20 protein-coding genes and 2 pseudogenes are annotated in these 19,630 nt (G+C 69.8%); 11 read left to right on the forward strand and 11 right to left on the reverse strand.

The genetic code is table 11. The features are described from left to right. Positions 1-34 precede the first annotated feature (34 nt). From AIIKEEIJ_RS18785 to AIIKEEIJ_RS18800, 5 genes and pseudogenes are all read left to right on the forward strand, one after another. Positions 35-322, forward strand: coding sequence for a putative quinol monooxygenase (locus AIIKEEIJ_RS18785; RefSeq protein WP_029546949.1), 288 nt, complete (start codon positions 35-37; stop codon positions 320-322). Between the two features lie 134 nt (positions 323-456). Beyond that, the gene (locus AIIKEEIJ_RS32680) at positions 457-621 is read left to right on the forward strand and encodes a hypothetical protein (RefSeq protein WP_006944596.1); all 165 of its coding nucleotides are present in this window, start codon (positions 457-459) and stop codon (positions 619-621) included. A 78-nt stretch (positions 622-699) separates the two neighbouring features. Next, a complete protein-coding gene (locus tag AIIKEEIJ_RS18790; protein ID WP_161996328.1) occupies positions 700-1,767 on the forward strand; it encodes a hypothetical protein in 1,068 nt (355 codons plus the stop codon). Then, positions 1,764-2,837 (forward strand): SagB family peptide dehydrogenase, encoded by a 1,074-nt coding sequence (locus AIIKEEIJ_RS18795; protein ID WP_161996329.1) that lies wholly within the window; start codon positions 1,764-1,766, stop codon positions 2,835-2,837. Before AIIKEEIJ_RS18790 ends, AIIKEEIJ_RS18795 begins: the two co-directional genes overlap by 4 nt. 6 nt (positions 2,838-2,843) lie before the next feature. Further along, positions 2,844-3,989, forward strand: a pseudogene (locus AIIKEEIJ_RS18800) (MFS transporter); the annotation flags it as partial. A 48-nt stretch (positions 3,990-4,037) separates the two neighbouring features. Here AIIKEEIJ_RS18800 and AIIKEEIJ_RS18805 read toward each other — a convergent pair. The 4 genes from AIIKEEIJ_RS18805 to AIIKEEIJ_RS18820 form a co-directional block, all read right to left on the reverse strand. Beyond that, complete coding sequence (locus AIIKEEIJ_RS18805) at positions 4,038-5,015, reverse strand: NAD(P)H-dependent flavin oxidoreductase (RefSeq protein ID WP_006944593.1); 978 nt, start codon at positions 5,013-5,015, stop codon at positions 4,038-4,040. Positions 5,016-5,040: 25 nt separating this feature from the next. Further along, on the reverse strand, positions 5,041-5,439 hold the full coding sequence (locus tag AIIKEEIJ_RS18810; protein ID WP_161996330.1) for a nuclear transport factor 2 family protein: 399 nt from the start codon (positions 5,437-5,439) through the stop codon (positions 5,041-5,043). 67 nt (positions 5,440-5,506) lie between these two features. Next, positions 5,507-6,400, reverse strand: coding sequence for a crotonase/enoyl-CoA hydratase family protein (locus AIIKEEIJ_RS18815; RefSeq protein ID WP_180987034.1), 894 nt, complete (start codon positions 6,398-6,400; stop codon positions 5,507-5,509). A gap of 115 nt (positions 6,401-6,515) precedes the next feature. Next, the gene (locus tag AIIKEEIJ_RS18820; RefSeq protein WP_006940478.1) at positions 6,516-6,764 is read right to left on the reverse strand and encodes a WhiB family transcriptional regulator; all 249 of its coding nucleotides are present in this window, start codon (positions 6,762-6,764) and stop codon (positions 6,516-6,518) included. A 561-nt stretch (positions 6,765-7,325) separates the two neighbouring features. Between AIIKEEIJ_RS18820 and AIIKEEIJ_RS18825 the strand changes: the two genes are divergently transcribed. Further along, positions 7,326-8,087 (forward strand): crotonase/enoyl-CoA hydratase family protein, encoded by a 762-nt coding sequence (locus AIIKEEIJ_RS18825; RefSeq protein WP_161996331.1) that lies wholly within the window; start codon positions 7,326-7,328, stop codon positions 8,085-8,087. A 15-nt stretch (positions 8,088-8,102) separates the two neighbouring features. On the opposite strand, the gene AIIKEEIJ_RS18830 is transcribed toward AIIKEEIJ_RS18825, so the two are convergent. Both AIIKEEIJ_RS18830 and AIIKEEIJ_RS18835 read right to left on the reverse strand, forming a co-directional pair. Beyond that, positions 8,103-8,393, reverse strand: a complete 291-nt coding sequence (locus AIIKEEIJ_RS18830; RefSeq protein ID WP_029546956.1) for an SHOCT domain-containing protein — start codon at positions 8,391-8,393, stop codon at positions 8,103-8,105. Positions 8,394-8,453: 60 nt separating this feature from the next. Then, on the reverse strand, positions 8,454-8,903 hold the full coding sequence (locus AIIKEEIJ_RS18835) for a DUF6325 family protein (RefSeq protein WP_006940473.1): 450 nt from the start codon (positions 8,901-8,903) through the stop codon (positions 8,454-8,456). Positions 8,904-9,191: 288 nt separating this feature from the next. Between AIIKEEIJ_RS18835 and AIIKEEIJ_RS18840 the strand changes: the two genes are divergently transcribed. From AIIKEEIJ_RS18840 to AIIKEEIJ_RS18850, 3 genes are read left to right on the forward strand one after another with little or no spacing between them, the layout of a single operon-like run. Beyond that, the gene (locus tag AIIKEEIJ_RS18840; protein WP_043798307.1) at positions 9,192-9,596 is read left to right on the forward strand and encodes a DUF7144 family membrane protein; all 405 of its coding nucleotides are present in this window, start codon (positions 9,192-9,194) and stop codon (positions 9,594-9,596) included. A gap of 30 nt (positions 9,597-9,626) precedes the next feature. Next, positions 9,627-10,166, forward strand: coding sequence for a potassium channel family protein (locus AIIKEEIJ_RS18845; RefSeq protein ID WP_006940470.1), 540 nt, complete (start codon positions 9,627-9,629; stop codon positions 10,164-10,166). A 13-nt stretch (positions 10,167-10,179) separates the two neighbouring features. After that, positions 10,180-11,598, forward strand: coding sequence for a DUF2252 domain-containing protein (locus AIIKEEIJ_RS18850; protein WP_043798309.1), 1,419 nt, complete (start codon positions 10,180-10,182; stop codon positions 11,596-11,598). A gap of 75 nt (positions 11,599-11,673) precedes the next feature. On the opposite strand, the gene AIIKEEIJ_RS18855 is transcribed toward AIIKEEIJ_RS18850, so the two are convergent. The 3 genes and pseudogenes from AIIKEEIJ_RS18855 to AIIKEEIJ_RS18865 all read right to left on the reverse strand — a co-directional run bounded on the left by AIIKEEIJ_RS18855 (position 11,674) and on the right by AIIKEEIJ_RS18865 (position 14,290). Next, positions 11,674-11,946: a hypothetical protein gene (locus AIIKEEIJ_RS18855; protein ID WP_006940466.1), complete on the reverse strand. Its 273-nt coding sequence runs from the start codon at positions 11,944-11,946 to the stop codon at positions 11,674-11,676. 328 nt (positions 11,947-12,274) lie between these two features. Then, entirely contained in the window at positions 12,275-12,745 is a 471-nt protein-coding gene (locus AIIKEEIJ_RS18860; protein WP_029546959.1) for a DUF6325 family protein, read from the reverse strand. 310 nt (positions 12,746-13,055) lie between these two features. Then, a pseudogene (locus tag AIIKEEIJ_RS18865) lies at positions 13,056-14,290 on the reverse strand (cation:proton antiporter). Between the two features lie 334 nt (positions 14,291-14,624). On the opposite strand from AIIKEEIJ_RS18865, the gene AIIKEEIJ_RS18870 reads away from it, so the two are divergent. Further along, entirely contained in the window at positions 14,625-16,979 is a 2,355-nt protein-coding gene (locus AIIKEEIJ_RS18870) for a sulfatase-like hydrolase/transferase (RefSeq protein WP_161996332.1), read from the forward strand. Between the two features lie 10 nt (positions 16,980-16,989). On the opposite strand, the gene AIIKEEIJ_RS18875 is transcribed toward AIIKEEIJ_RS18870, so the two are convergent. Together AIIKEEIJ_RS18875 and AIIKEEIJ_RS18880 are read right to left on the reverse strand one after the other, a co-directional pair. After that, complete coding sequence (locus AIIKEEIJ_RS18875; protein WP_043798316.1) at positions 16,990-17,940, reverse strand: formylglycine-generating enzyme family protein; 951 nt, start codon at positions 17,938-17,940, stop codon at positions 16,990-16,992. A 67-nt stretch (positions 17,941-18,007) separates the two neighbouring features. Next, positions 18,008-18,418 (reverse strand): SHOCT domain-containing protein, encoded by a 411-nt coding sequence (locus AIIKEEIJ_RS18880; RefSeq protein WP_029546963.1) that lies wholly within the window; start codon positions 18,416-18,418, stop codon positions 18,008-18,010. Between the two features lie 279 nt (positions 18,419-18,697). Between AIIKEEIJ_RS18880 and AIIKEEIJ_RS18885 the strand changes: the two genes are divergently transcribed. Continuing rightward, the gene (locus AIIKEEIJ_RS18885) at positions 18,698-19,519 is read left to right on the forward strand and encodes a class II glutamine amidotransferase (protein ID WP_043798319.1); all 822 of its coding nucleotides are present in this window, start codon (positions 18,698-18,700) and stop codon (positions 19,517-19,519) included. Positions 19,520-19,630: the final 111 nt, after the last annotated feature.

A 19,630-nucleotide genomic window follows, 5' to 3' on the forward strand; every position in this document is an offset into this window, starting at 1 on the left:
TGTTGTCCAGCAAGTTCGTCCACGAGGAGAAGCTATGGCACTGACCGCATTCCTGGAGCTCGAGTTCAAGCCCGACGTGCTCGGGGAGGCCCGCGCGCTGATGGATCGTGTTCTGAAGGAAACCCGCGCGTTCGACGGCTGCCTGGGCCTCGAGGTGCTCGCCGACCGTTCGAACGAGGCCCGCTGGGTGGTCGTGGAGAAGTGGGAGTCGGAGCAGCACGACGCCGCGTACCGCGAGTTCCGGGCCGGGCCCGGTGCGATCACCGATCTCGGTCCGCTGCTCGCGGGTGCGCCGAAGCTGACCTACTACAACGAGGTCTGACCGGCAGGGGTGGGCAGATCCCGCCCTGGGGTGCCTGGCCGGGGGCGGCGCCGTCGCCGACGATCGATACGTCGGATCGACGCCCGCCTACCCGGTCCCGGGAACGGCGGAACCTCCCAGAAAAGGCGGACGCCATGAACATCGAAGAGATGGCCCGGACCCTGCTCACCCTCGACGCCGGTGACGAAGCCGCGCTGCGCAGCGTCGCGGCGATCGAGGACGCCACCTTCGCGGCCTACGCGAGCGACTACGTCGAGGCCATGACGCGGCCCGGCTGCAAGGGCTGCCACGGCGGCTGATCGGCGGGCGTGCAACGGCCGGGGCACCACGGTGCCCCGGCCGTACCGTCCCGACGACCGCCACCGAAGGAACCCCTCATGACCGCTGCGCTGCCGCTGCTGCTGCGCTCGCACCCCCACCGCACCACCGCCTCCGCCGAATCCCGGGACTTCCAGGCCCGCGTCGGGCATCCCGCGGCGACGGATCCGGCGCCGTGTGTCCTCGTCCTCACCCGGGCCGCCGACCGCGAGATCGACGAGCTGTCGCTGTGGCTCGCCGCCCGCGGCATCGCGCTGGTGCGTCTCGACAGCGACCGGTGTGCCGACACGGACGTGCAGTGGGATCCGTTCGCCGGCCTGCTCACCCGCGACGGCCGGACGTTCCGGCCCCGGGTGTGCTGGCTGCGCTACTTCGACGTCGACGCACTGCGCACCGCGCAGACCACCCCCGACGCAGTGCAGCACGTGCGCGACCAGTGGCAGGCGCTCGTCGCCGCCCTTGCCGCGCACCCCGGCCTGCACACGCTCAACTCCGGGGCCCGGCCCGGAACCCCCGACCGCCTGACCCAGCTCGCCGCCGCCCGCGCGGCCGGGCTGCGTGTGCCCGCCACCCTCGTGACCACGCGGCTCGACGTCGCGGCCCGGGCCCTGCCGGGGCCCGGCGACCTGCTGGTCAAGAGCCTCGGCCGGCACTGCGTCGAACCGCAACCCGGCCGCCTGCGGGGCGTCTACCCGCAGCGCGTCAGCCGCGCGTCACTCGACGGCGAACACCGCACGGGCGCACCGGTGCTCGTGCAGGAGTATGTGGCCGCCGACCGGGAGCTGCGGATCCACGCCGTGGGCGGAACGCTGATCGGCTACGCGGTCACCCGGCCCACCCCCGAGTCGCTGTGGACCCGGCCGGAGTCGATCACCGTGCGGCGCTGCGACATTCCCGCCGACGTGGCCGCATCGCTGCGGACGCTCCTCGACCGGTTCCGGCTCGACCTCGCCGCCTTCGACCTGCTCGACACGCCCGACGGCCCGGTGTTTCTCGAGGTCAACCCCGAATTCGACTGGCGCTGGACCGAACACGGCGCCGGTGACACCGACACCACGAACGCGGTGCGCGCCCTGATCGCCGCCGCGACCGCCCCCGCCCCCGCTCCCCGAGGAGAGAACCGATGACCCGCGTCGCCGTTGCCGAGTATGCGGTGCTGTTCTGGCGTGACGGCACGCTGGTGTGGGACGACTACCTGCACCACCGGCAGTTCGCGCTCACCCCCGACAGCGAGCGGGTGCTGCGCTGGTTCGCGTCGTGGCGCGAACTCGACAGCATCGCCGAACTGGGGGAGCTGCCGCTCGGAATCGCTCGCCGGCTGCTCGAGGTGCAGGTCCTCGTCGCCGAGGGATCGGCCGAGCACGTCGAACAACAGCAGATGCTCGCCGAGTGGGGCACGTGGGGCCCCTCGGCCCGCTACCTGCACTTCGCGGCCCGCACCGGCTCCGACGTCCGGTTCGCCGACGTGCTCGACGACGAGCTGCGGTCGGCGGCCAAGGCGAGCGAGCAGCCCGCCCCTGCGCCGGCCAAGTCCTACCCGCAGCATCCGATGATTCCCGTGCCCGGCGACCGGCCGGACTCGTCCGCGTGGCGGCGCCCGGGACTCGTCGACGCCCTGTTCGAGCGCCGCTCGGTCCGGCAGTTCACCGCCGACCCCGTGTCCCTGGACGCGGTGGGCACCGTCGCCCGCGTCGCGACGGGACCCGTCGAAGTGATCGACCATCCGCAGGTGGGGCAGGTGCTGTTGAAGACCAGCCCGTCCGCCGGCGCCCGCACCCCCATCGAGCTGTACCTCTACGCGAACCGCGTCGACGGGCTCGCGCCGGGGTTCTTCCACTACGCGCCGCTGCGCGGCGGGCTGGAACGGATCGGCGACAGCGTGCCCGGCTCCGTGCTGGGCGCGGCGCTCGGCGAGCAGCCGTGGCTGTCGGACTGCGCGGCGTTGCTGATCTACACGGCGGTACCGGCCCGGACCCGGTGGCGGTACGAACGTTCCCGCGCCTACCGCGACATCCTCATCGAACTCGGCCACGTCAGTCAGACCGTCCTGCTCACCGCCACCGCGCTGGGCCTGGGCGCGGTGACGGCGACGGCGATGCGCGACCGCGAGCTCGAGGACCTGCTCGGCTGCGATCCCACCGCCGAGCCGGCCCTGGCGGTCACCGCGCTGGGCCGCCCCGCCGCCGGACTCGGGTGACGCCCGTTGTCCGCCGGCGGTGGTGCGCTCCGCAACCCCGACTTCGCGCGGCTGTGCGCCGGTCAGGCGGTCGCGCAGCTCGGCAGCCGCGGCTACGGCGTCGCGATCATGTTGTGGGTGCTCGCGGTCAGCGGTTCGGCCGCGACGGTCGGGCTGGTCTCGACCGTGACGATGGGTGCCTTCACGGCCGCGACGGTCCCGGCCGGCTGGATCGTCGACCGCTTCGATCGCCGTCGCGTCATGATCACCGTCGACGCCTGCTCGGCGGCCGCCGCCGCGGTGCTCGCGGGCTGCGCGTGGCGCGGTCTGTTCCATCCGGTGCCCGTCCTCGTCGCGGTGTCGGTGCTCGGGGCGGGGTGGGCGGTGCGCGGACTCGCCGAGGACGCGGCTGTGCCGCAGGTGGTCGAGCGCGAGCAGATCGGCACGGCGTACGGGCTTTTCGAGGCGCGGGGGTACGCGACCGGGGTGGCCGGCCCGCCGCTCGCGGCGACCCTCTACGGTCTCGGTGCCGCGCTGCCCTTCGCGGGCCATGCCGTGTCGTTCGTGGTGGCGGGAGCGGCCGCGGCCCGGGTGCGCACCCCGCTGCAGGCGCCGCGCGTGCCCGGTTCCGCCGCGGAACGGCCGTGGGCCGCCATCCGGGACGGGGTGCGGTGGTTCGCCGCCCACCCGTTCGTCCGCACCACCGCGGCGCTGACGGCCGTCGCCGAGTTCGTGGTCAACGGCTGTGGTCTGGTGGTGGTCGTGCTCCTGGCCGACAGCGGCGCGCCGTCCCCGACGGTCGGGATCGCGCTCGCCGTCGCCTACGGCGGGGGCATGCTCGGGGCGCTGGCGGTGCCGCGGCTCCGCCGCCGGATCCCGGCGCACCGTCTGCTCGTGCTCTCGGCGGGCCTCGGTGTCCTGGCGGTTCTCGCGGCGGCCACGGGGTCACCGGTCGTCGCCGCCGCCGGTTATGCCGCCCTGCTGGCGGTGACCCCGTCGTGGTCGGTGGTGGTGACCGCACGCTGTGCCGAACTGGTGCCCGACGAGGTGCGGGGCCGGGTCGGCGCGGCGACCGGGCTGGTCACCTCGTTGCCGGCGATGTTCGCCCCGCTGACGGTGGGCGTGCTGACGACGACCGTCGGCGCGGCGAGCACCGCGTGGATGCTCGCCGCGCTCCTCGGCGGGGTGGTCGTGGCGACCGCGGTCAGCCGGACGGTGCGCCTACAGGCCGGCGAGCCGCTCCCGCGCCGCGCGGTACTCGGTGGCGAGCCGGTCGACGAGCTCGGCGGCGGGGACGACGGCGTCGACCGCGCCGACGCCCTGCCCGGAACCCCAGATGTCGCGCCAGGCCTTCGCCTTCGCGCCGGTTCCGGAACTCTCGCCGGTGCCGAAGTCCATGGCCGACGGGTCGGACACGGCGAGGTTGTTCGGGTCGAGCCCGGCGGCTTCGATGCTGCCGCGCAGGTAGTTGCCGTGCACGCCGGTGAACAGGTTGGAGTAGACGATGTCGGCGGCGGTGGAGTCGACGATCATCTGCTTGTAGCGGGCGTCGGCGTTGGCCTCGGCGGTGGCGATGAACGCCGAACCGACGTAGGCGAGATCGGCGCCGGCGGCCTGCGCCGCGAGGATCGAACGGCCGTGCGCGATCGAGCCCGACAGCAGCAGCGGGCCGTCGAACCACTCACGGATCTCCTGGACCAGCGCGAACGGTGACTGGGCGCCCGCGTGGCCGCCGGCGCCGGCGGCGACGGCGATGAGGCCGTCGGCGCCCTTGTCGACGGCCTTGCGGGCGAAGGTGTTGTTGATGACGTCGTGCAGGACGATGCCGCCGTAGGAGTGGATGGCGTCGTTGACGTCGGTGCGGGCGCCGAGGGAGGTGATGACGACCGGGACCTCGAACTCGACGATCGTGGCGAGGTCTTCTTCGAGGCGGTCGTTGGAGCGGTGCACGATGAGGTTGACCGCGTAGGGCGCGGACGGCGCCTCGGGGTGGTTGGCGTCGTGCTTGGCGAGGGCCTCGGTGATGCGGGTGAGCCACTCGCGCAGCATCGCCTGGGGGCGCGCGTTGAGCGAGGGGAAGGAGCCGACGACGCCGGAGGTGCACTGGGCGATCACCAGGTCCGGACCGGAGACGATGAACATCGGCGACGCCACGACGGGCAGGCGCAGCCGGTCTTGCAGGATCGAAGGCAGGGCCATGCGAATCTCCTTGGTGATTTCGGTGTTACGACTGCCCGAGCCGGGCGGCCATGAGCGGGATGAGGGCCTGCAGGCCCTTCAGCGGGCGGGCCATGACCTTGAACGAGACGATCCGGCCGCGGTCGTCCCAGCGGATCAGGTCGATGCCGTTGACGTGGATGCCGTCGAGATCGGCGGTGAACTCGAGAACCGCCGAGTCGTCGTTGTACCACTCGTCGACGTAGCGGAACCCCGTACCGGAGAACACGGTGAGCGCCGCTCGCAGGTAGGCGACGGTCTTGGCCTTGCCTTCCTGCGGTGTGAACACCGCGGGGGAGGAGAACACGGCGTCGTCGGCGATCAGGTCCTCGAGGGCGGCCATGTCCTCGTGCTCGACGATGTGATGCCAGCGTTCGACGACGGGGGGCCGGGTACGAGTGGTCATGGTTCCCTCTCTGTGTTCGTCGCTTCGAGCGTAGGGGCCGCGCCACTAAACAGTCAATGGTGACCGTTCATCCGCGGAACGGCGGTACGGGCAGATCGTCGCGGAACAGGTCCGGCAGGTCGGCGGACACACTGTCCGGGAACGCCGCGGGACGCTTCTCGAGAAACGCAGAGATGCCCTCGCGGGCGTCGCGCCCGACGCCGCGGAGGTTGATGCCGCGCGTCTCGATGCGGTGCGCGACCATGGGGTGCTCGGCGCCCAGCGTGCGCCACATCATCTGCCGCGAGAGCGCCACCGACACCGGGGCCGAGTGCTCGGTGAGGCTGCGGGCCAGCGCATACGCCCGCTCGAGCAGTTCGGCCCCGGGATACAGCGCATAGACGAGCCCGGCCGTGTGGGCCTCGGCCGCGTCGAAGATCCGTCCCGAATACACCCAGTCCAGGGCGGTCTGCAGCGGAACCAGGCGGGGCAGGAACCAGGTGGAGCACGACTCGGGGACGAGGCCGCGGCGGTTGAACACGAAGCCGATGCGGGCGTCGTCGGCGGCGAGGCGGAAATCCGCCGCGAGCGTCATGGTGATGCCGACGCCGACGGCCGGACCGTTGATCGCCGCGATGATCGGCTTGCGGCACTCGAACATGCGCAGCACGACGCGGCCGCCACCGTCGCGCCGGACGTCGGCGGCCGTGTCATCGCGCCGGACGTCGGCGGTCGCGTCGTCGCTCGGCTCGTCGAGCCGCTGCGCGAACGTGTCGGCACCGCCGGAGAGGTCGGCGCCGGCGCAGAATGCGCGCCCGGCGCCGGTGAGTACGACGGCGCGCACGGAATCGTCGGCGTCGCAGCGGTCGTAGGCCGCGATCAGCTCGTGCTCCATCGTGGTGGTGAAGGCGTTGAGCCGGTCGGGGCGGTCGAGGGTGATGGTGGCGATGCCGTCGGCCACGGCGAGTGCGATGTGTTCCACGCCGGCCAGCATGACATGTTTACTGAACGATCGGTAGGTGTCAGGGCCGTGCACAGCGCGGCGCCCCCGTCACCACGGGAGTCGGCGACGGGGGCGCAGGGCGCGGCGTGCGGGCTTATCCGCGGGTCACGCGGCCGCGGCGGAACTCCCGGCCGCCCCAGATGCCGGACTGCCGGGTCTCGGTGGCGTAGGTGGCGCACGCGGTGGCAAGGGGGCAGCGGGCACACACGTTGCGGGCGTAGTCGAACGACTCCGACGGGTCCGGGAACCAGGCGTCCGGGGTCGCGTCGCCGCGGCACGCGGCCAGGTCCCAGTCCGGCGTGGCGTCCGACGGGGCGAGCAGGTCGGTGAGCATCGTGGTCACGGGCAGGTCCTCCTTCCGAGGATGGGGATGCAGATCTGGTCGGGGCGGCGCAGGACTTGCGACGGAGTCGCTGCCGCCCAGTGCGGTGTCTCGAATCCGCTTGTGGCAGATGGGTTCTCGGTGCCGTAAACGAAGTCGGAGCGGCGGTCACCGGACGAGGGGTGTCCGCCCGGCGGTCAGCATCTGCCGGGTGGTGCCGCCGGCGGCCCCGCATGTCGGGGCCCGGCCGGCGGAAGGATGCCCGCGACGGGATGCCGCATCGGCTGTCGCACCGGCGCAGCCGGGGGTGATGTGCACATCGCATGCCTCCTTCCGTGTCGTGGCCTTCCGTGTCGTGGCCGTCGTCGATCGGTCGGGTCCAACACGCCCCGCGGCCGGGTTCTTCCCGCCCGTGCGCGAACAGTGACGGGTACCTCATGACCCCGGCCTCCCTACATAGGTTTCGGCTATGGGTCGATACCCCGTTCGGACTTTGTCTCGGGCGCCGGTCCGGTGATCGACTCGACGGGACGTTCCGCCCCGTGCCCGGCCGGAACCCCGAGGACCCCGAGGAGACACCACGTGAGCGCTGTACTGACCGAGTTCGGCGACGGCATCGCCGTCATGACCATCAACCGGCCCGAGGCGCGCAACGCCGTCGATCTCGAGGTCGCCAAGGCGCTCGCCGCCGCCGTCGACGAGTTCGAGGCGCGACCGGACCTGGTCGTCGGGATCATCACCGGCGCCGGCGGCACCTTCTGCGCCGGCATGGACCTCAAGGCGTTCACCCGGGGCGAGCGGCCCTCGCTGCCCGGACGGGGATTCGCCGGGCTCACGGAGCGGCCGCCGACCAAGCCGCTGATCGCCGCGGTCGAGGGCTGGGCACTCGCCGGCGGGTGCGAGCTCGCCCTCTCGGCGGACCTCGTCGTCGCCGCCCGGGGCGCCAAGTTCGGCCTGCCCGAGGTCAAACGCGGGCTCGTCGCCGCGGCCGGCGGTCTGCTGCGCCTGCCCAAGGTGCTGCCCTACCAGCTCGCCATGGAGATCGTGCTCACCGGTGACCCCCTCACCGCCGAGGTGGCGCACGCGCACGGCCTGGTCAACACCCTCACCGAGTCGGGCGCGGCCCTCGACGGCGCGCGGGCGCTCGCCGCCCGCATCAGCGGCAACGGACCGCTCGCCGTCCGTGCCTCCAAGCAGATCATGGCGTCGGCCGTGCAGTACACCGACGCGGAGGCGTTCGCGTCGCAGCGTGCACTCGTCGAGCCGGTGTTCGCCTCCGCGGACGCGCAGGAAGGGGCCCGCGCGTTCGCCGAGAAGCGCGCGCCGGTGTGGCGCGCGGAGTGACGGCTCCGGGAACCGCTACGACGCGAGGATCCGGGCCTTCTCGGCCTCGAACTCGGCCTCGGTCAGCACACCCTGCGTCTTCAGTTCGGCGAGTTCCTTCAGGGCGGTGATCCGGTCCATGCCGCCGGCGCCGCTCTCTGCGGGGGGAGCGGCGGCCGGCGCCGGGGCGGGCGGTGGTGGCGCGTACTGGGGCTGTTCCTCCGCCGCCCAGCGCCGGCCCTGGCGCCGGGAGACCCGGTTGGAAACAGCGGTGGCGGTTCCGGCCACCACGGCGGTGCGGGCGACCCCGCGAAGCAGTCCGGGCATGACGGTGTTCTCCTCGGGTGGGCGTTCGGCGTAGTCGGAATCGGATCCTGCCGCGGTGGTTCAGGTCTGGGCGTCGAGCGCCTCGAGTGATGCGAGGATGCTCTGAACCGGGATGCGGCCGGAGGCGACGAGTTGGGCTCCGTTGCGGCGCAGGGCGGCCGCGAAGGGTGCGGCCCAGGTGTTCTCGTAGACGACGATCGCCGCCGAGCATCCCGGTTCGAGAGCCGCACCGGCCTCGCCGAGGTCGGTGTCGTCGAGCAGGCCGGTGGCCGCCTCGGCGAAGAGGGTCACGTCGATGTCGCCCTCGAGTCCGACCTCGGAGATGTCGATCCCGCTCAGCGAGCCGTCGGTGTCCTTGCGGACGAAGGCGAGGTCGAGCACGCGGATGATTCCGCGCGCGACGAGGTCACGCAGCAGCGGCAGGGCCGAGCCGTCGGGCTGACGGTCTGCCGGGAACTCGACGACGAGATAGTCGATGGGACCTATTTCGTCGATGTCGGCATCGTTCACGGGTATACCTCTTTTCGCTGTGCCGGGAACGGGGCCATCGGGCCGTGTCCACCCGCGTCGACTCGGTGGCTGGTGCACGCGACCGACCCCGGCAGCCACCATCCTGCTCCGCTCGGTCCCGGAATGCCCTCGCTTCGGTCGATGTGGTGACCAAAGGCCTCTCGCATCCCTGGAATGCCGGTCGTCGGGCGGTCGAGGTCCGGCGAAGATCATCAACTCTATGCGAGGCGGCCGGTGGCGCGCGCACAATACCGTACGTCGGGCCGAATCGAAGGGAAGGCGATTGGCATGTCCCAGGACACGAGTGTCAAACACGATGTGGCGGCCGGTACCTCCATGGGCGCCGCGATCATTCTCGTCACGATCGGCATCCTCCAGGTCTTCCAGGGGATCGCCGCCGTGGCGGAGGACGAGTTGTTCGTCGTCGGGATCGAGTACACCTACAAGTTCGACTTCACCACCTGGGGATGGATCCACATCGTGCTCGGTGCGGTGATCGCTCTGGTGGGTTTCGCGCTGTTCACCGGCGCGACCTGGTCGAGGGTGGCGGCCATCGTGCTTGCGTCGCTGTCGATTCTCGCCAACTTCATGTGGCTGCCGTACTACCCGTGGTGGTCGGTGCTCATCATTGCGCTCGATGTGGTCGTCATCTGGGCGGTGGCCACGTGGAATCCGCGCCGGGACTACTACTGACCGCGGCACCGCCGGGCCGGGGCGTCGCCGATGACCGACGGTGAGGCCGGGCCGAGCCTGCCGGGGGTGGGGGGCCGCCGGTTGCTGTGGCTGGCTGTGCTGCGGCCGGCGCTCACCACGATCGTGTTGTTGATCGCGTACTTCGTGCTGCCGTTCGAGGATTTCGACGATGTCTCGGCCGTGGCAGTGCTCGCCGGTGGGTTCCTGGTGGTGTGCGCCGTGTGCGCCTGGCAGATCCGGCAGGTGCTGCGGTCACCGTACCCTGCCGTGCAGGCGATCGAGGCGCTGCTGCTGACGGTCGCCGTCTACCTGGTCGGGTACGCGACCGCGTATCACGTCCTGTCGTACAACGTTCCGGAATCGTTCGACGTGCCGCTCTCACGGATCGATGCCCTGTATTTCTGCGTGACCGTTTTCGCGACAGTGGGTTTCGGAGACATCGTCGCCACCACCCAGGCCGCGCGGGCGGTCGTCACCGCACAGATGGTCGGCAACCTCGTCCTCCTGGCGCTCGGCCTCCGGTTCCTGACCGCCGCCGTGAAGTGGCGCCAACAGCAGAAGAAGACGTGAGAGGGAGAACCTGATGACCGAGACCTCGAGAAGCGAGCCAGTGGTCGAACACCCCACCAGGGAGGAGCGGGCGGAACGGGGGCGGGCGGCCCGCAGCCGGACCCCGCTGTCCGCGCTCGCCGAGTTCGATACGAGCCGTCGCCCCGATCCGCTCGACCTGTTGGAGCGGCAGGCGACGTCCCGGGTGCCGGAGCTGGTTCCGGTGCGCTACGGCCGCATGGCAGAAACGCCGTTCTCCTTCTACCGGGGTGCGGCTCTGGTGATGGCGGACGATCTGTCCCGCGGGCCGACCACGACCGTCCTCACCCAGCTGTGCGGGGACGCGCACATGAGCAATTTCGGAATCTTCGCCACCCCGGAACGCAAGCTGACCTTCGACATCAACGACTTCGACGAGACCTACCCCGGCCCGTTCGAGTGGGACGTCAAGCGACTGGTCACCAGCCTCGTGATCGCCGCGCGGGACAACGGTTTCACGGGCAAGCAGCAGGCGCGCATCGCCCGCGCCTGCGCAGCGGAGTATCGCGAGACGATTGCCCGGCAGGCGGAGCGGGGAAATCTGGCGGTGTGGTATTCGCACATCGAGCCCAGCACCGAACTCACGGAACTGCGCGACGAACTCGACTCCTCCATGAAGAAGCGCCTGCGCAAGACGCTCGAGAAGTCGCGCCACCGGGACAGCGTCCAAGCGCTCGCCAAGTTGACCGAGGTGGTCGACGGCCGGCGCCGGATCATCAGCGCCCCGCCGCTCATCGTCCCCATCGAGGAGGTCCTGCCCGACGCGGACGCCGACGAACTCTACGCGGATCTGCACCAGCGCCTGCGTGACTATCGGTCGACGCTCCAGTGGGACCGGCGGGTGCTCCTCGAACAGTTCGAGTTCGTGCAGGCGGCGCGCAAGGTGGTCGGTGTCGGCAGCGTCGGAACCCGGGCCTGGATCTTCCTGTTGCGCGGCACGGGTGACGACGACCCGCTCTTCCTGCAGGCCAAGGAGGCGCAACGGTCCGTGCTCTCGTACTACGTGGACGGGCCCACGTTTGCCAACGAGGGCGAACGTGTGGTCAACGGCCAACGTTTGATGCAGGCGGCCAGCGACATCTTCCTCGGCTGGCAGCAGGGCCCCGGACCGGACGGCGTCCGGCGAGATTTCTACCTGCGTCAGTTGCGGGACGGCAAGGGCTCGGCGGTCGTCGAGGCGATGACTCCCACCGGAATGACGCTGTACGGGCGGCTGTGCGGACGGGTACTGGCGTATGGGCACGCCCGATCCGGCGACCGCATCGCGATCGCCGAGTATCTCGGTTCCGGCACCGAATTCGACGACGCCATCACGGCATTCGCGATCGCCTACGCCGAACAGAACACACGCGACCACGCCGCACTCCTCGGTGCGATCTCCGAGGGGCGGATCACCGCCCGGCGAGGTATCTGATCCGAGGGAGCGCCGCCGGCCCGGTCCCGACGTTGCCTTCCGGACGCCGGTCGGACCACCTCACCGAACGGGAGGTCATGCCTCTTCCAACGCCTCGCCGATTCCCTGGAGGAGGCGGTGGTGATGTGCCTCGGCCAGAAGGTGACCCGCGGTGAGAGCAACTGCAACCGGCCATTCGAGGAGCTCGAGGGCAACCAAGGTGCCGATACCCGCGAGGTAGGCGAGCTGCTCGGGTGGCGGAATGCTGATGCGGCCCATGATCGGCAGGTCCAGGACGAGGTGTTCGGCTTCGCGCAGCCGTTCGAGGGCGGGCCGAGGTGCTGTCGCAGCTGACGTCGTGGCAGTCATGAGAGCCTCATTCGCTGTAGGGTCCGAACCTGCGGATTCCGCCGCCATGTCACTGCCGGATCGGTGGAGGCCGGAGTGGCGCGATCGGCCCTCTGCGGTCCGGGCGGCTCCACGACGGTGCGCACGCCGTCGGGGGAGCCTGTTGGTGTTTCGTCGGCACGGTCAGCGCCGGTCTCTGCGGTCCTCTCGTCGATCTTCCCGGCGGTCGGAACGACGGCGGACACCGTGAGCGACCACCGCCGCCGTCGCGACGGTCGTGGCCGTACGAGCCACGGGCGCGGGTCCGATCACCGCGGCGCGACGCATACGCCTGGCTGCGAGGGGCATGTCAGTCTCCTTCCTGTTCGTCGGCCTCGATTGCGGCCAGCAGGGCTTGTACGGGGATGCGGCCGCTGGCCACCAGCTGTCCGCCGGCCCTGCGTACCGCCGATGCGAACGGCGCGGCCCACAGGTTCTCCCACACCAGCAGGGCCGCGGTGCTGCCGGGCTCGACGGCCGCGGCGACCGCTTCGACGTCCTCCTCGCTGAGCAACATCGCCAGCTCGGCTTCGTAGGAGCGGAGCGCGCCGATCTCGCTCTCGTCCAGGTCGGCGAGCTCGAACGCTTCGAGCGATCCGTCGGCGTCCTTCTTCAGCAACAGCAGATCCAGTACGCGTACTGTTCCGCGTTCGACGAGGTCGTCGAGCGCGGGTGCGATCTCGCCTCTGAACCTGCTGCCCGGGAACTCCACCACGATCCAGTCCACCGGACCGAGTTCGTCGATGTCGTCGCCGAGTTGTTGTTGGACTTGTTCGGTCATCTCGTCATCTCCTCTGCCGAGCTGCCGTCCGTGGAATACCAAGGGCGACAGATCGTTCGTGGGTTCCACGTCCGACGGGCGGTTCTTCTACGAGCCGCCTCGTCTCGGATGGCCGGCTTGTCGGAGAGTCCGATGACGACCTGGCAAGTCGGTCTGCCGGTGTTTTCCGACAGAGTCGACGCTAGACCTGATGGCTGCGCCCGGAAAGGGGATCCGGTGAAGGCCGCTCGATCCGATGACCTACCGTGCCGGAAATGGACCCGAGCAAGGCAGATCGGATGTTCCGGACACAGATCCGGTGCCGCGCCGTCTACGCCTCGTGTGCCGGCTGCTGTTCGGGACGGGGGTGACGGCGGAACCATGCGGCGTACCGGTCGGCGAGGGGGCGGCGGTGACCCCGTGGGCGAGGACCGACAGGCCCACGGTGACGACGGCGGTGAGCAGCAGCAGGTCCTCGTGGGGCAAGGCACCGGGTTCTTCGAGAATCAGGATGACGAAGACGATGGTGGCCAGTCCGCGGGGGCCGAACCAGCCGAGGAAGGCAAGGGTCGGGGTGCGGGCGTGGGTGCCGAGCAGCGACAGCGCGACGGGGACCATGCGGACGACGGTCAGGCTCAGCACGGCGTAGGCGAGCACCGGCCACGACAGGTGTCCGAGGGCCGGGCTGAGCAACACCGCCCCGAAGACGATGAACGTGACGGCACTGAACACATCCCCGGCCTCGTCGATCAGGTGGGAGACCTCCCCCTCGGCGCGGCGCCGGATCGCCCCGAAGGTCAGCCCGCCGACGAACGCGGCGATGAATCCCGAGCCGCCGAGGGGCACGGCGACGGTGTAGGCCAGCGTGGCGGCGGCCACCGGCACGATCTGAACCCACAACGGGTCGATCGTGCGGTGCCGCCCGGCGAGGATCAGCACCGCCGCCGCGACCGCTCCGGCACCTACCCCGGCGACGATGCCGTAGCCGATCTGCTCGGTGACCAGCCGTACGGCTGCACCGCCGCCGATTGCCCCGGACTCGGCGCGTGCGATCGCCAGCACGATCAGGAACAGCGGTACGCAGATGCCGTCGTTGAGGCCGCTTTCGACGTTGAGTCCCTGGCGCACCCGCGACGGCAGGATCGGCAGGGTGACCACCGCCTGCCCGAGAGCGGCGTCGGTGGGCGCGAGGAGCACGGCGAGCAGCAGCGCCTCGGGCCAGGAGAGGTCGCCCAGCACGAGCACCGCGGCGCCGAACCCGGCCGCGATGGTCAGCGGTAGTCCTATACAGAGAAGGCGTGCAGGAAGTGAGATTTCGGCTCGTAGAGCGGTCGGGTCCACGCGGGCGGCGTCGGAGAACAGCACGAGGGCGAGGGTGACCTCGGCGAGAAGTTTCACCGTTTCGCTGGTGGCCTCGATGTCGATCAGCCCGGCAGCCTGTGCGCCCAGCACGAGGCCGCCGACAGTGAAGACCATCGGGGCCGTGATGGAAGTGCCTGCGACCCGTCCGGAGATCGCCGCGAATACGAGCAGGATTCCGGCGATCGCCGGAAGCGCCCAGGTCACGATGCCCCCTCCGCGGGCGGAGGGCGGTGGCGGGGTGCGTCGGCCGGCCATCGGCGTCCGCGCGGCAGAACGAGAGCTGCCACACCCAACCACAGCGGAATTCCCATGAACACCAAGATGATCCACGTCATGAGTCGGGTCCTTCTCGCCTCGCCGCACCGGATTTCCGGGACCGGCTCGACCGGAGGGGCGGCGTCGTCACATTCTGCCGAATCCGAGACATCGTGCGAAGAACTTCGGCGGATCGGGCCGTTTGCATGGTCGGCGATTCGGACGGTCGGTACGCTCGAGACGCCGGAGACCGACAGGTCTGCTCGAGATCGGGAGCGTCGCCATGGCAAGGACCCACCACGGAAAGATCGCCGTCGACATCCGCGACTCCGTGCCGGACTGGGCGCCGTATCTGCCTGCGCAGGCGCCCGAGGGCGCCCCGAACGTCCTGATCATCGCGTGGGACGACGTCGGGTACGGCAGCATGGACATCTTCGGGGGCCCGATCGAGGCACCCACCATGCGCCGCATCGCCGACCGGGGTGTGAAGTACTCGAACTTCCACACCACCGCGCTGTGCTCCCCGACGCGGGCGTCGCTGCTGACCGGGCGAAACGCGACGACCAACGGCATGGCGACCATCGCCGAGTTCAGCTCCGGGTTCCCGGGCATCTCCACCCACATTCCCTTCGAGAACGGGTTCGTCTCCGAGGTGCTGGCCGAGCAAGGGTGGAACACCTACTGCGTCGGCAAGTGGCACCTGACCCCGGGCGACGAGACGAACATGTCGGCGGTCAAGGCCCGGTGGCCGTTGGGCCGCGGGTTCGAGCGGTTCTACGGCTTCCTCGGCGGCGAGTCGAGCAGCTGGTACCCCGACCTGGTGTACGACAACCATCCGATCGACGCCCCCGGCACCCCGGAGGACGGCTATCACCTGTCGAAAGACCTGGCGGACAAGGCAATCGAATTCATCCGCGACGCCAAGGTCGTCGACCCGGACAAACCGTTCTTCATGTACCTGGCCCCGCAGGCCGGGCACGCCCCGCATCACGTGTTCACCGAATGGGCCGACCGGTACAAGGGCAGGTTCGACCAGGGCTACGAGGCCATCCGTGCCGAGATACTGCAGCGGCAGAAGGACCTCGGGTTGCTGCCCGAGAGCACCGAGCTTTCCCCGATCAATCCGCACGGGGAACCGGCCACCACCGGACCCGACGGACAGCCGTGGCCGCTGCTCGACACCGTCCGGCCCTGGGACTCGCTCACCGCCGACGAGCAACGCCTGTTCGTACGGATGGCCGAGGTCTTCGCCGGCTACATCTCCTACACGGACGATCAGCTCGGCCGGGTGATCGACCTGCTCGAAACGACCGGCGAGCTCGACAACACCCTCATCGTCGTGGTCTCCGACAACGGTGCCAGTGGTGAAGGAGGGCCGAACGGATCGTTCAACGAATGGCGGTTCTTCAACGGGGTTCCCGACACCACCGAGGGCACCCTGCCGCACCTCGACGAGCTCGGCACACCGCTGTCGTACAACCACTACAACACCGGCTGGGCGTGGGCCTTCGACACACCGTTTCCGTACTGGAAGCGCTGGGCCGGCTACGAGGGTGGCGTCGCCGACATGTGCGTGCTCTCGTGGCCGGCGCGGATCGACGCCTCGGCCGAGCCCCGCCCGCAGTACGTCCACGCCGTCGATGTCGTCCCCACGATCTACGAGTTGCTCGGCATCACCCCGCCCGAGGTCCTGAAGGGGTACACCCAGAGTCCGCTCGAGGGAGAGAGCTTCGCGTCCTCGCTGACCGATCCCGCAGCGCCGGGCAAGGCCGTGCAGTTCTACGCGATGCTGGGGCAGCGCTCGCTGTATCACGAAGGGTGGCTCGTCTGTTCCGTGCATCCGCCGCTGTCCGGGTGGGGCCACTTCGACAAGGATATGTGGGAGCTGTACCACCTCGCGGAGGACCGGGCGCAACTGCACAACCTCGCCGACGCCGAACCCGAGCGGCTGGAAACCCTGAAGAGTCTGTGGTTCTACTACGCCGGCCGCTACCACGGGCTACCGCTGGACGACCGCAGCGCCCTCGAACAGGTGCTCGCCGAACGCCCCCGCCCGGGAAAAGCGCGAGACCGCTACGTCTACTACCCGGACTGCGCGGACGTCCCCGAGGCGGCCGGTGTCGCCATCACCGGACGGTCCTACACGATCGTCGCCGGAGTCCACGTGGACTCGGCCGATGCCGAGGGCGTCCTCTACGCCCACGGCGGCCTGGCCGGCGGCCACAGCCTCTACGTCAAGGACTGCCGTCTGCGCTATGCCTTCAACTGGGTCGGCACACACCTGCAGACCGTGGTCGCCGACCGGGACATCACTCCCGGTGCCCACGTGTGCACCGCCGAATTCGCCGTCGCCGGGAAGAACACCGATCCGGCGATGCCGGGCTTCGCCGGCACCCTGACCCTCTACGTCGACGATCAGCAGGTGGCCACCGGTGAGATCGTCACCCAGCCGGGGGTGTTCTGCCTCGTCGGTGACGGCATCTGCGTCGGGCGGGACAGTGCCTCTCCGGTCACGCCGGACTACGTGTCCCCGTTCCCGTTCACCGGGGGCACGATCGACAAGGTCGTCGTCGACGTTTCCGGCGAACGCTATGTCGACCACGAGGCGCAGGTGCGGGCCTGGTTCTCGATCGATTGACCGGCGCTGCTCAGCGGCCGCGCACGATGCAGCGGAATCCGATGTGACAGGTGGAGGTTTCCGCGCTTTCCCCCTGCCTGGCTGCGGGCCGGTAGCGCAAGCAGTAATTGGGGGCGCAGAGGTGCGATCCGCCCTTGATGACCCGCCGGGGATGGGCCTCGGCACCGGTCTCCGGCGCGAGCGTGCGTGGGTTGGCGGGAATGCAGCACGCCGTGGCGGGGGCGGTGTCACGTCCGTCCGCCCCGTGACGAGCGGTGAAGTAGTCCGTCGTCCATTCCCATACGTTGCCTGCCACGTCGACCAGGCCGTAACCGTTGGGCCGGAAGCTGCCCACCGGAGACGTGCCGACGTACCCGTCTTCGGCGAGGTTCTGCCACGGGAACTCGCCCTGCCAGGTGTTGGCCAGGTACCGCCCCTTCGGGGTGTACTCGTCGCCCCACACGAACCGGGCCCGATCCAGGCCGCCGCGAGCCGCGAACTCCCACTCGGACTCGGTCGGCAGCTCCTTGCCCGCCCACCGAGCGTAGGCGAGCGCGTCGTAGTGGGACACGTGCGTCACCGGATGGTGTTCGCGGCCGCCGGCCGAACTTCCGGGGCCCTCGGGATGCCGCCAATCCGCACCCGGCACCCACGACCACCACCGGCGGTAGTCGTCGAGGGGTACGCGCCGAGCCGGCGGGGTGAACACCAGCGACCCGGGTACCAGCAGCGCCGGGTCGGCATCGGGATAATCGGCGGGTTCGGGCGCGACCTCGGCGGTGGTGACGTGACCGGTGTCCTTCACGAAACGCCGGAACTCGGCGACCGTGACCGGATGAATGTCCATCCAGAATCCGTCCACACTCACCTGGTGGACCGGACGCTCCTCGGGGTAGAACTCCTCCGACCCCATCCAGAAGGTTCCGCCCGGAATCCAGGTCATCTTCTTCGGTGCTCGACCCGCCGACGCCGCTGGCTGCATGCGTCGAGTATCTCGGAACCGGCTCGCTGCGAGCGGGTCTTCGGGATGCCGCGCAGGTCCTGGCCTGTCAGACCTGCATTCCGGTCTGTCCCGCGGATGCCTGTCCCAGAGCCGTGGCCTTGAGTTGCTCGAACTCCGCTTGGGTGATCACTCCCGAGTCGTACAGCGCCTTCGCATCGGCGATCTGCTCGGCCGGGGACTTGCCGGCCACCTGCCGGATGTACTCGTCGGTGGCCTGCTTGGTCTCCTGCTGGGCACGCATCGACCGCTCCGCCATGCCGCGGCCCCGGGCGATCAGATACACGAACGCGGTCAGGTACGGGAGGACGACCAGCCCGATCACCCAGAGGGCTTTGGCGAAGCCGGAAACGGTGTGATCGCGGAACAGGTCGACCAAGATCTGGAACAGCACGATCAGGTACGCCACGAACGCGAACACGATGATCGTGTACCACACGTAATCCCAGAACGAATCCATGATGTGCACCTCCTGTGAGCGGCTCCGGCGATGGACCGAACCTCCGCGATATCGGGCGACTCACATCGAGAATGACACCCCAACCGGCGTCTCCGCAGGGGATAAAGACCTTGAAACCCACCCCGACCCTGAAACCCACCGTCCCCCCGCGTGTCCTCGACACGAAGACGCCCGTACGCGGGCCGGGCCCGCATCCGACACGAACGCGGCGCGACCTGTGTCCGTTTCGAGACGTGCTCGCGGTCGAAGCGGTGATTCAATGGTGAGATGTGCAGATGGATGGCATATTCCGGCGACCCGATCCTTGCCGAGGATCTGCTCTTCCGCCCGCAGCACTCGCTGATCGATCAGAGCCTGCATTCGCGCCTCGGAGCCACCACCACCAACGGTGACGGTTTCGGCATCGGATGGTACGGGAGAGGGCCGGAGCCGGCGGTGTTCAAGAGCATCGATCCGGCCTGGAACGACCGGAACCTGCGCGAGCTCGCCGCTCAGGTGGAGACACCGCTGCTGTTCGCACACGTGCGGGCCTCGACCGGGACGCACGTCCAGCGCAGCAACTGCCATCCCTTCCGGCACGGGCGCTGGTTGTGGATGCACAACGGGGTCCTCAACGGGTTCCGGGAGATCAAACGCGAGCTCGTGCTGGCGGTGGATCCGGCGCTCTACCCCGACATCGAGGGCTCGACCGACTCCGAGATGCTGTTCTATCTCGCGCTGACGTTCGGTCTCACCGAGGACCCGTTCACTGCCGTCGCCCGGGCTGTCGGATACGTGGAGAAGATCGCGCACGCCCATGCGATCGAGCATCCCGTGCAGATGACCGTGGCGACCACGGACGGAGAGTCGATGTGGGTGTTCCGTTATTCCAGCGAAGGCAAGAGCCGATCGCTGTTCTTCTCCACCAAGCTCGCCAGGCTCCTCGAGCTGCATCCCGAGGTGGAGGTGCTGCACCAGCTCGGTGCCGAGACCCGCTTCATCGTCTCCGAACCGCTGCGCGATCTGCCGGACGCATGGAACGAAGTACCCGAGTCCTCCGCGGGCGTGGTCCGGCCCGGCGAGGACGAGATCCGGCCGTTCCGGCCGCTCGCACCGGTGTAGGCCCGGCGGAGCAGAGCCTCTGCGTCGGGGTAGGCGGGACCGGGTGCAGACCGTGCCGGGAGACAGGGGACTCCAACAGGTCCCCGTCCCTGATCAACCGAATCGAGCGAT

Source organism: Rhodococcus sp. YH1 (assembly GCF_009939605.1).
GTDB classification, from domain to species: Bacteria; Actinomycetota; Actinomycetes; order Mycobacteriales; family Mycobacteriaceae; genus Rhodococcus; species Rhodococcus aetherivorans.

Excerpts from the sequence above, each read along its gene's own strand:
- AIIKEEIJ_RS18870 (WP_161996332.1), top strand. The coding sequence starts at position 14,625 with ATGGCAAGGACCCACCACGGAAAGATCGCCGTCGACATCCGCGACTCC.
- AIIKEEIJ_RS18850 (WP_043798309.1), top strand. The coding sequence starts at position 10,180 with ATGACCGAGACCTCGAGAAGCGAGCCAGTGGTCGAACACCCCACCAGG.
- AIIKEEIJ_RS18845 (WP_006940470.1), top strand. The coding sequence starts at position 9,627 with ATGACCGACGGTGAGGCCGGGCCGAGCCTGCCGGGGGTGGGGGGCCGC.
- AIIKEEIJ_RS18855 (WP_006940466.1), bottom strand. The coding sequence starts at position 11,946 with ATGACTGCCACGACGTCAGCTGCGACAGCACCTCGGCCCGCCCTCGAA.
- AIIKEEIJ_RS18880 (WP_029546963.1), bottom strand. The coding sequence starts at position 18,418 with ATGGATTCGTTCTGGGATTACGTGTGGTACACGATCATCGTGTTCGCG.
- AIIKEEIJ_RS18830 (WP_029546956.1), bottom strand. The coding sequence starts at position 8,393 with ATGCCCGGACTGCTTCGCGGGGTCGCCCGCACCGCCGTGGTGGCCGGA.
- AIIKEEIJ_RS18790 (WP_161996328.1), top strand. The coding sequence starts at position 700 with ATGACCGCTGCGCTGCCGCTGCTGCTGCGCTCGCACCCCCACCGCACC.
- AIIKEEIJ_RS18785 (WP_029546949.1), top strand. The coding sequence starts at position 35 with ATGGCACTGACCGCATTCCTGGAGCTCGAGTTCAAGCCCGACGTGCTC.
- AIIKEEIJ_RS18810 (WP_161996330.1), bottom strand. The coding sequence starts at position 5,439 with ATGACCACTCGTACCCGGCCCCCCGTCGTCGAACGCTGGCATCACATC.
- AIIKEEIJ_RS18840 (WP_043798307.1), top strand. The coding sequence starts at position 9,192 with ATGTCCCAGGACACGAGTGTCAAACACGATGTGGCGGCCGGTACCTCC.
- AIIKEEIJ_RS32680 (WP_006944596.1), top strand. The coding sequence starts at position 457 with ATGAACATCGAAGAGATGGCCCGGACCCTGCTCACCCTCGACGCCGGT.
- AIIKEEIJ_RS18795 (WP_161996329.1), top strand. The coding sequence starts at position 1,764 with ATGACCCGCGTCGCCGTTGCCGAGTATGCGGTGCTGTTCTGGCGTGAC.
- AIIKEEIJ_RS18885 (WP_043798319.1), top strand. The coding sequence starts at position 18,698 with ATGGCATATTCCGGCGACCCGATCCTTGCCGAGGATCTGCTCTTCCGC.
- AIIKEEIJ_RS18860 (WP_029546959.1), bottom strand. The coding sequence starts at position 12,745 with ATGACCGAACAAGTCCAACAACAACTCGGCGACGACATCGACGAACTC.
- AIIKEEIJ_RS18875 (WP_043798316.1), bottom strand. The coding sequence starts at position 17,940 with ATGCAGCCAGCGGCGTCGGCGGGTCGAGCACCGAAGAAGATGACCTGG.
- AIIKEEIJ_RS18805 (WP_006944593.1), bottom strand. The coding sequence starts at position 5,015 with ATGGCCCTGCCTTCGATCCTGCAAGACCGGCTGCGCCTGCCCGTCGTG.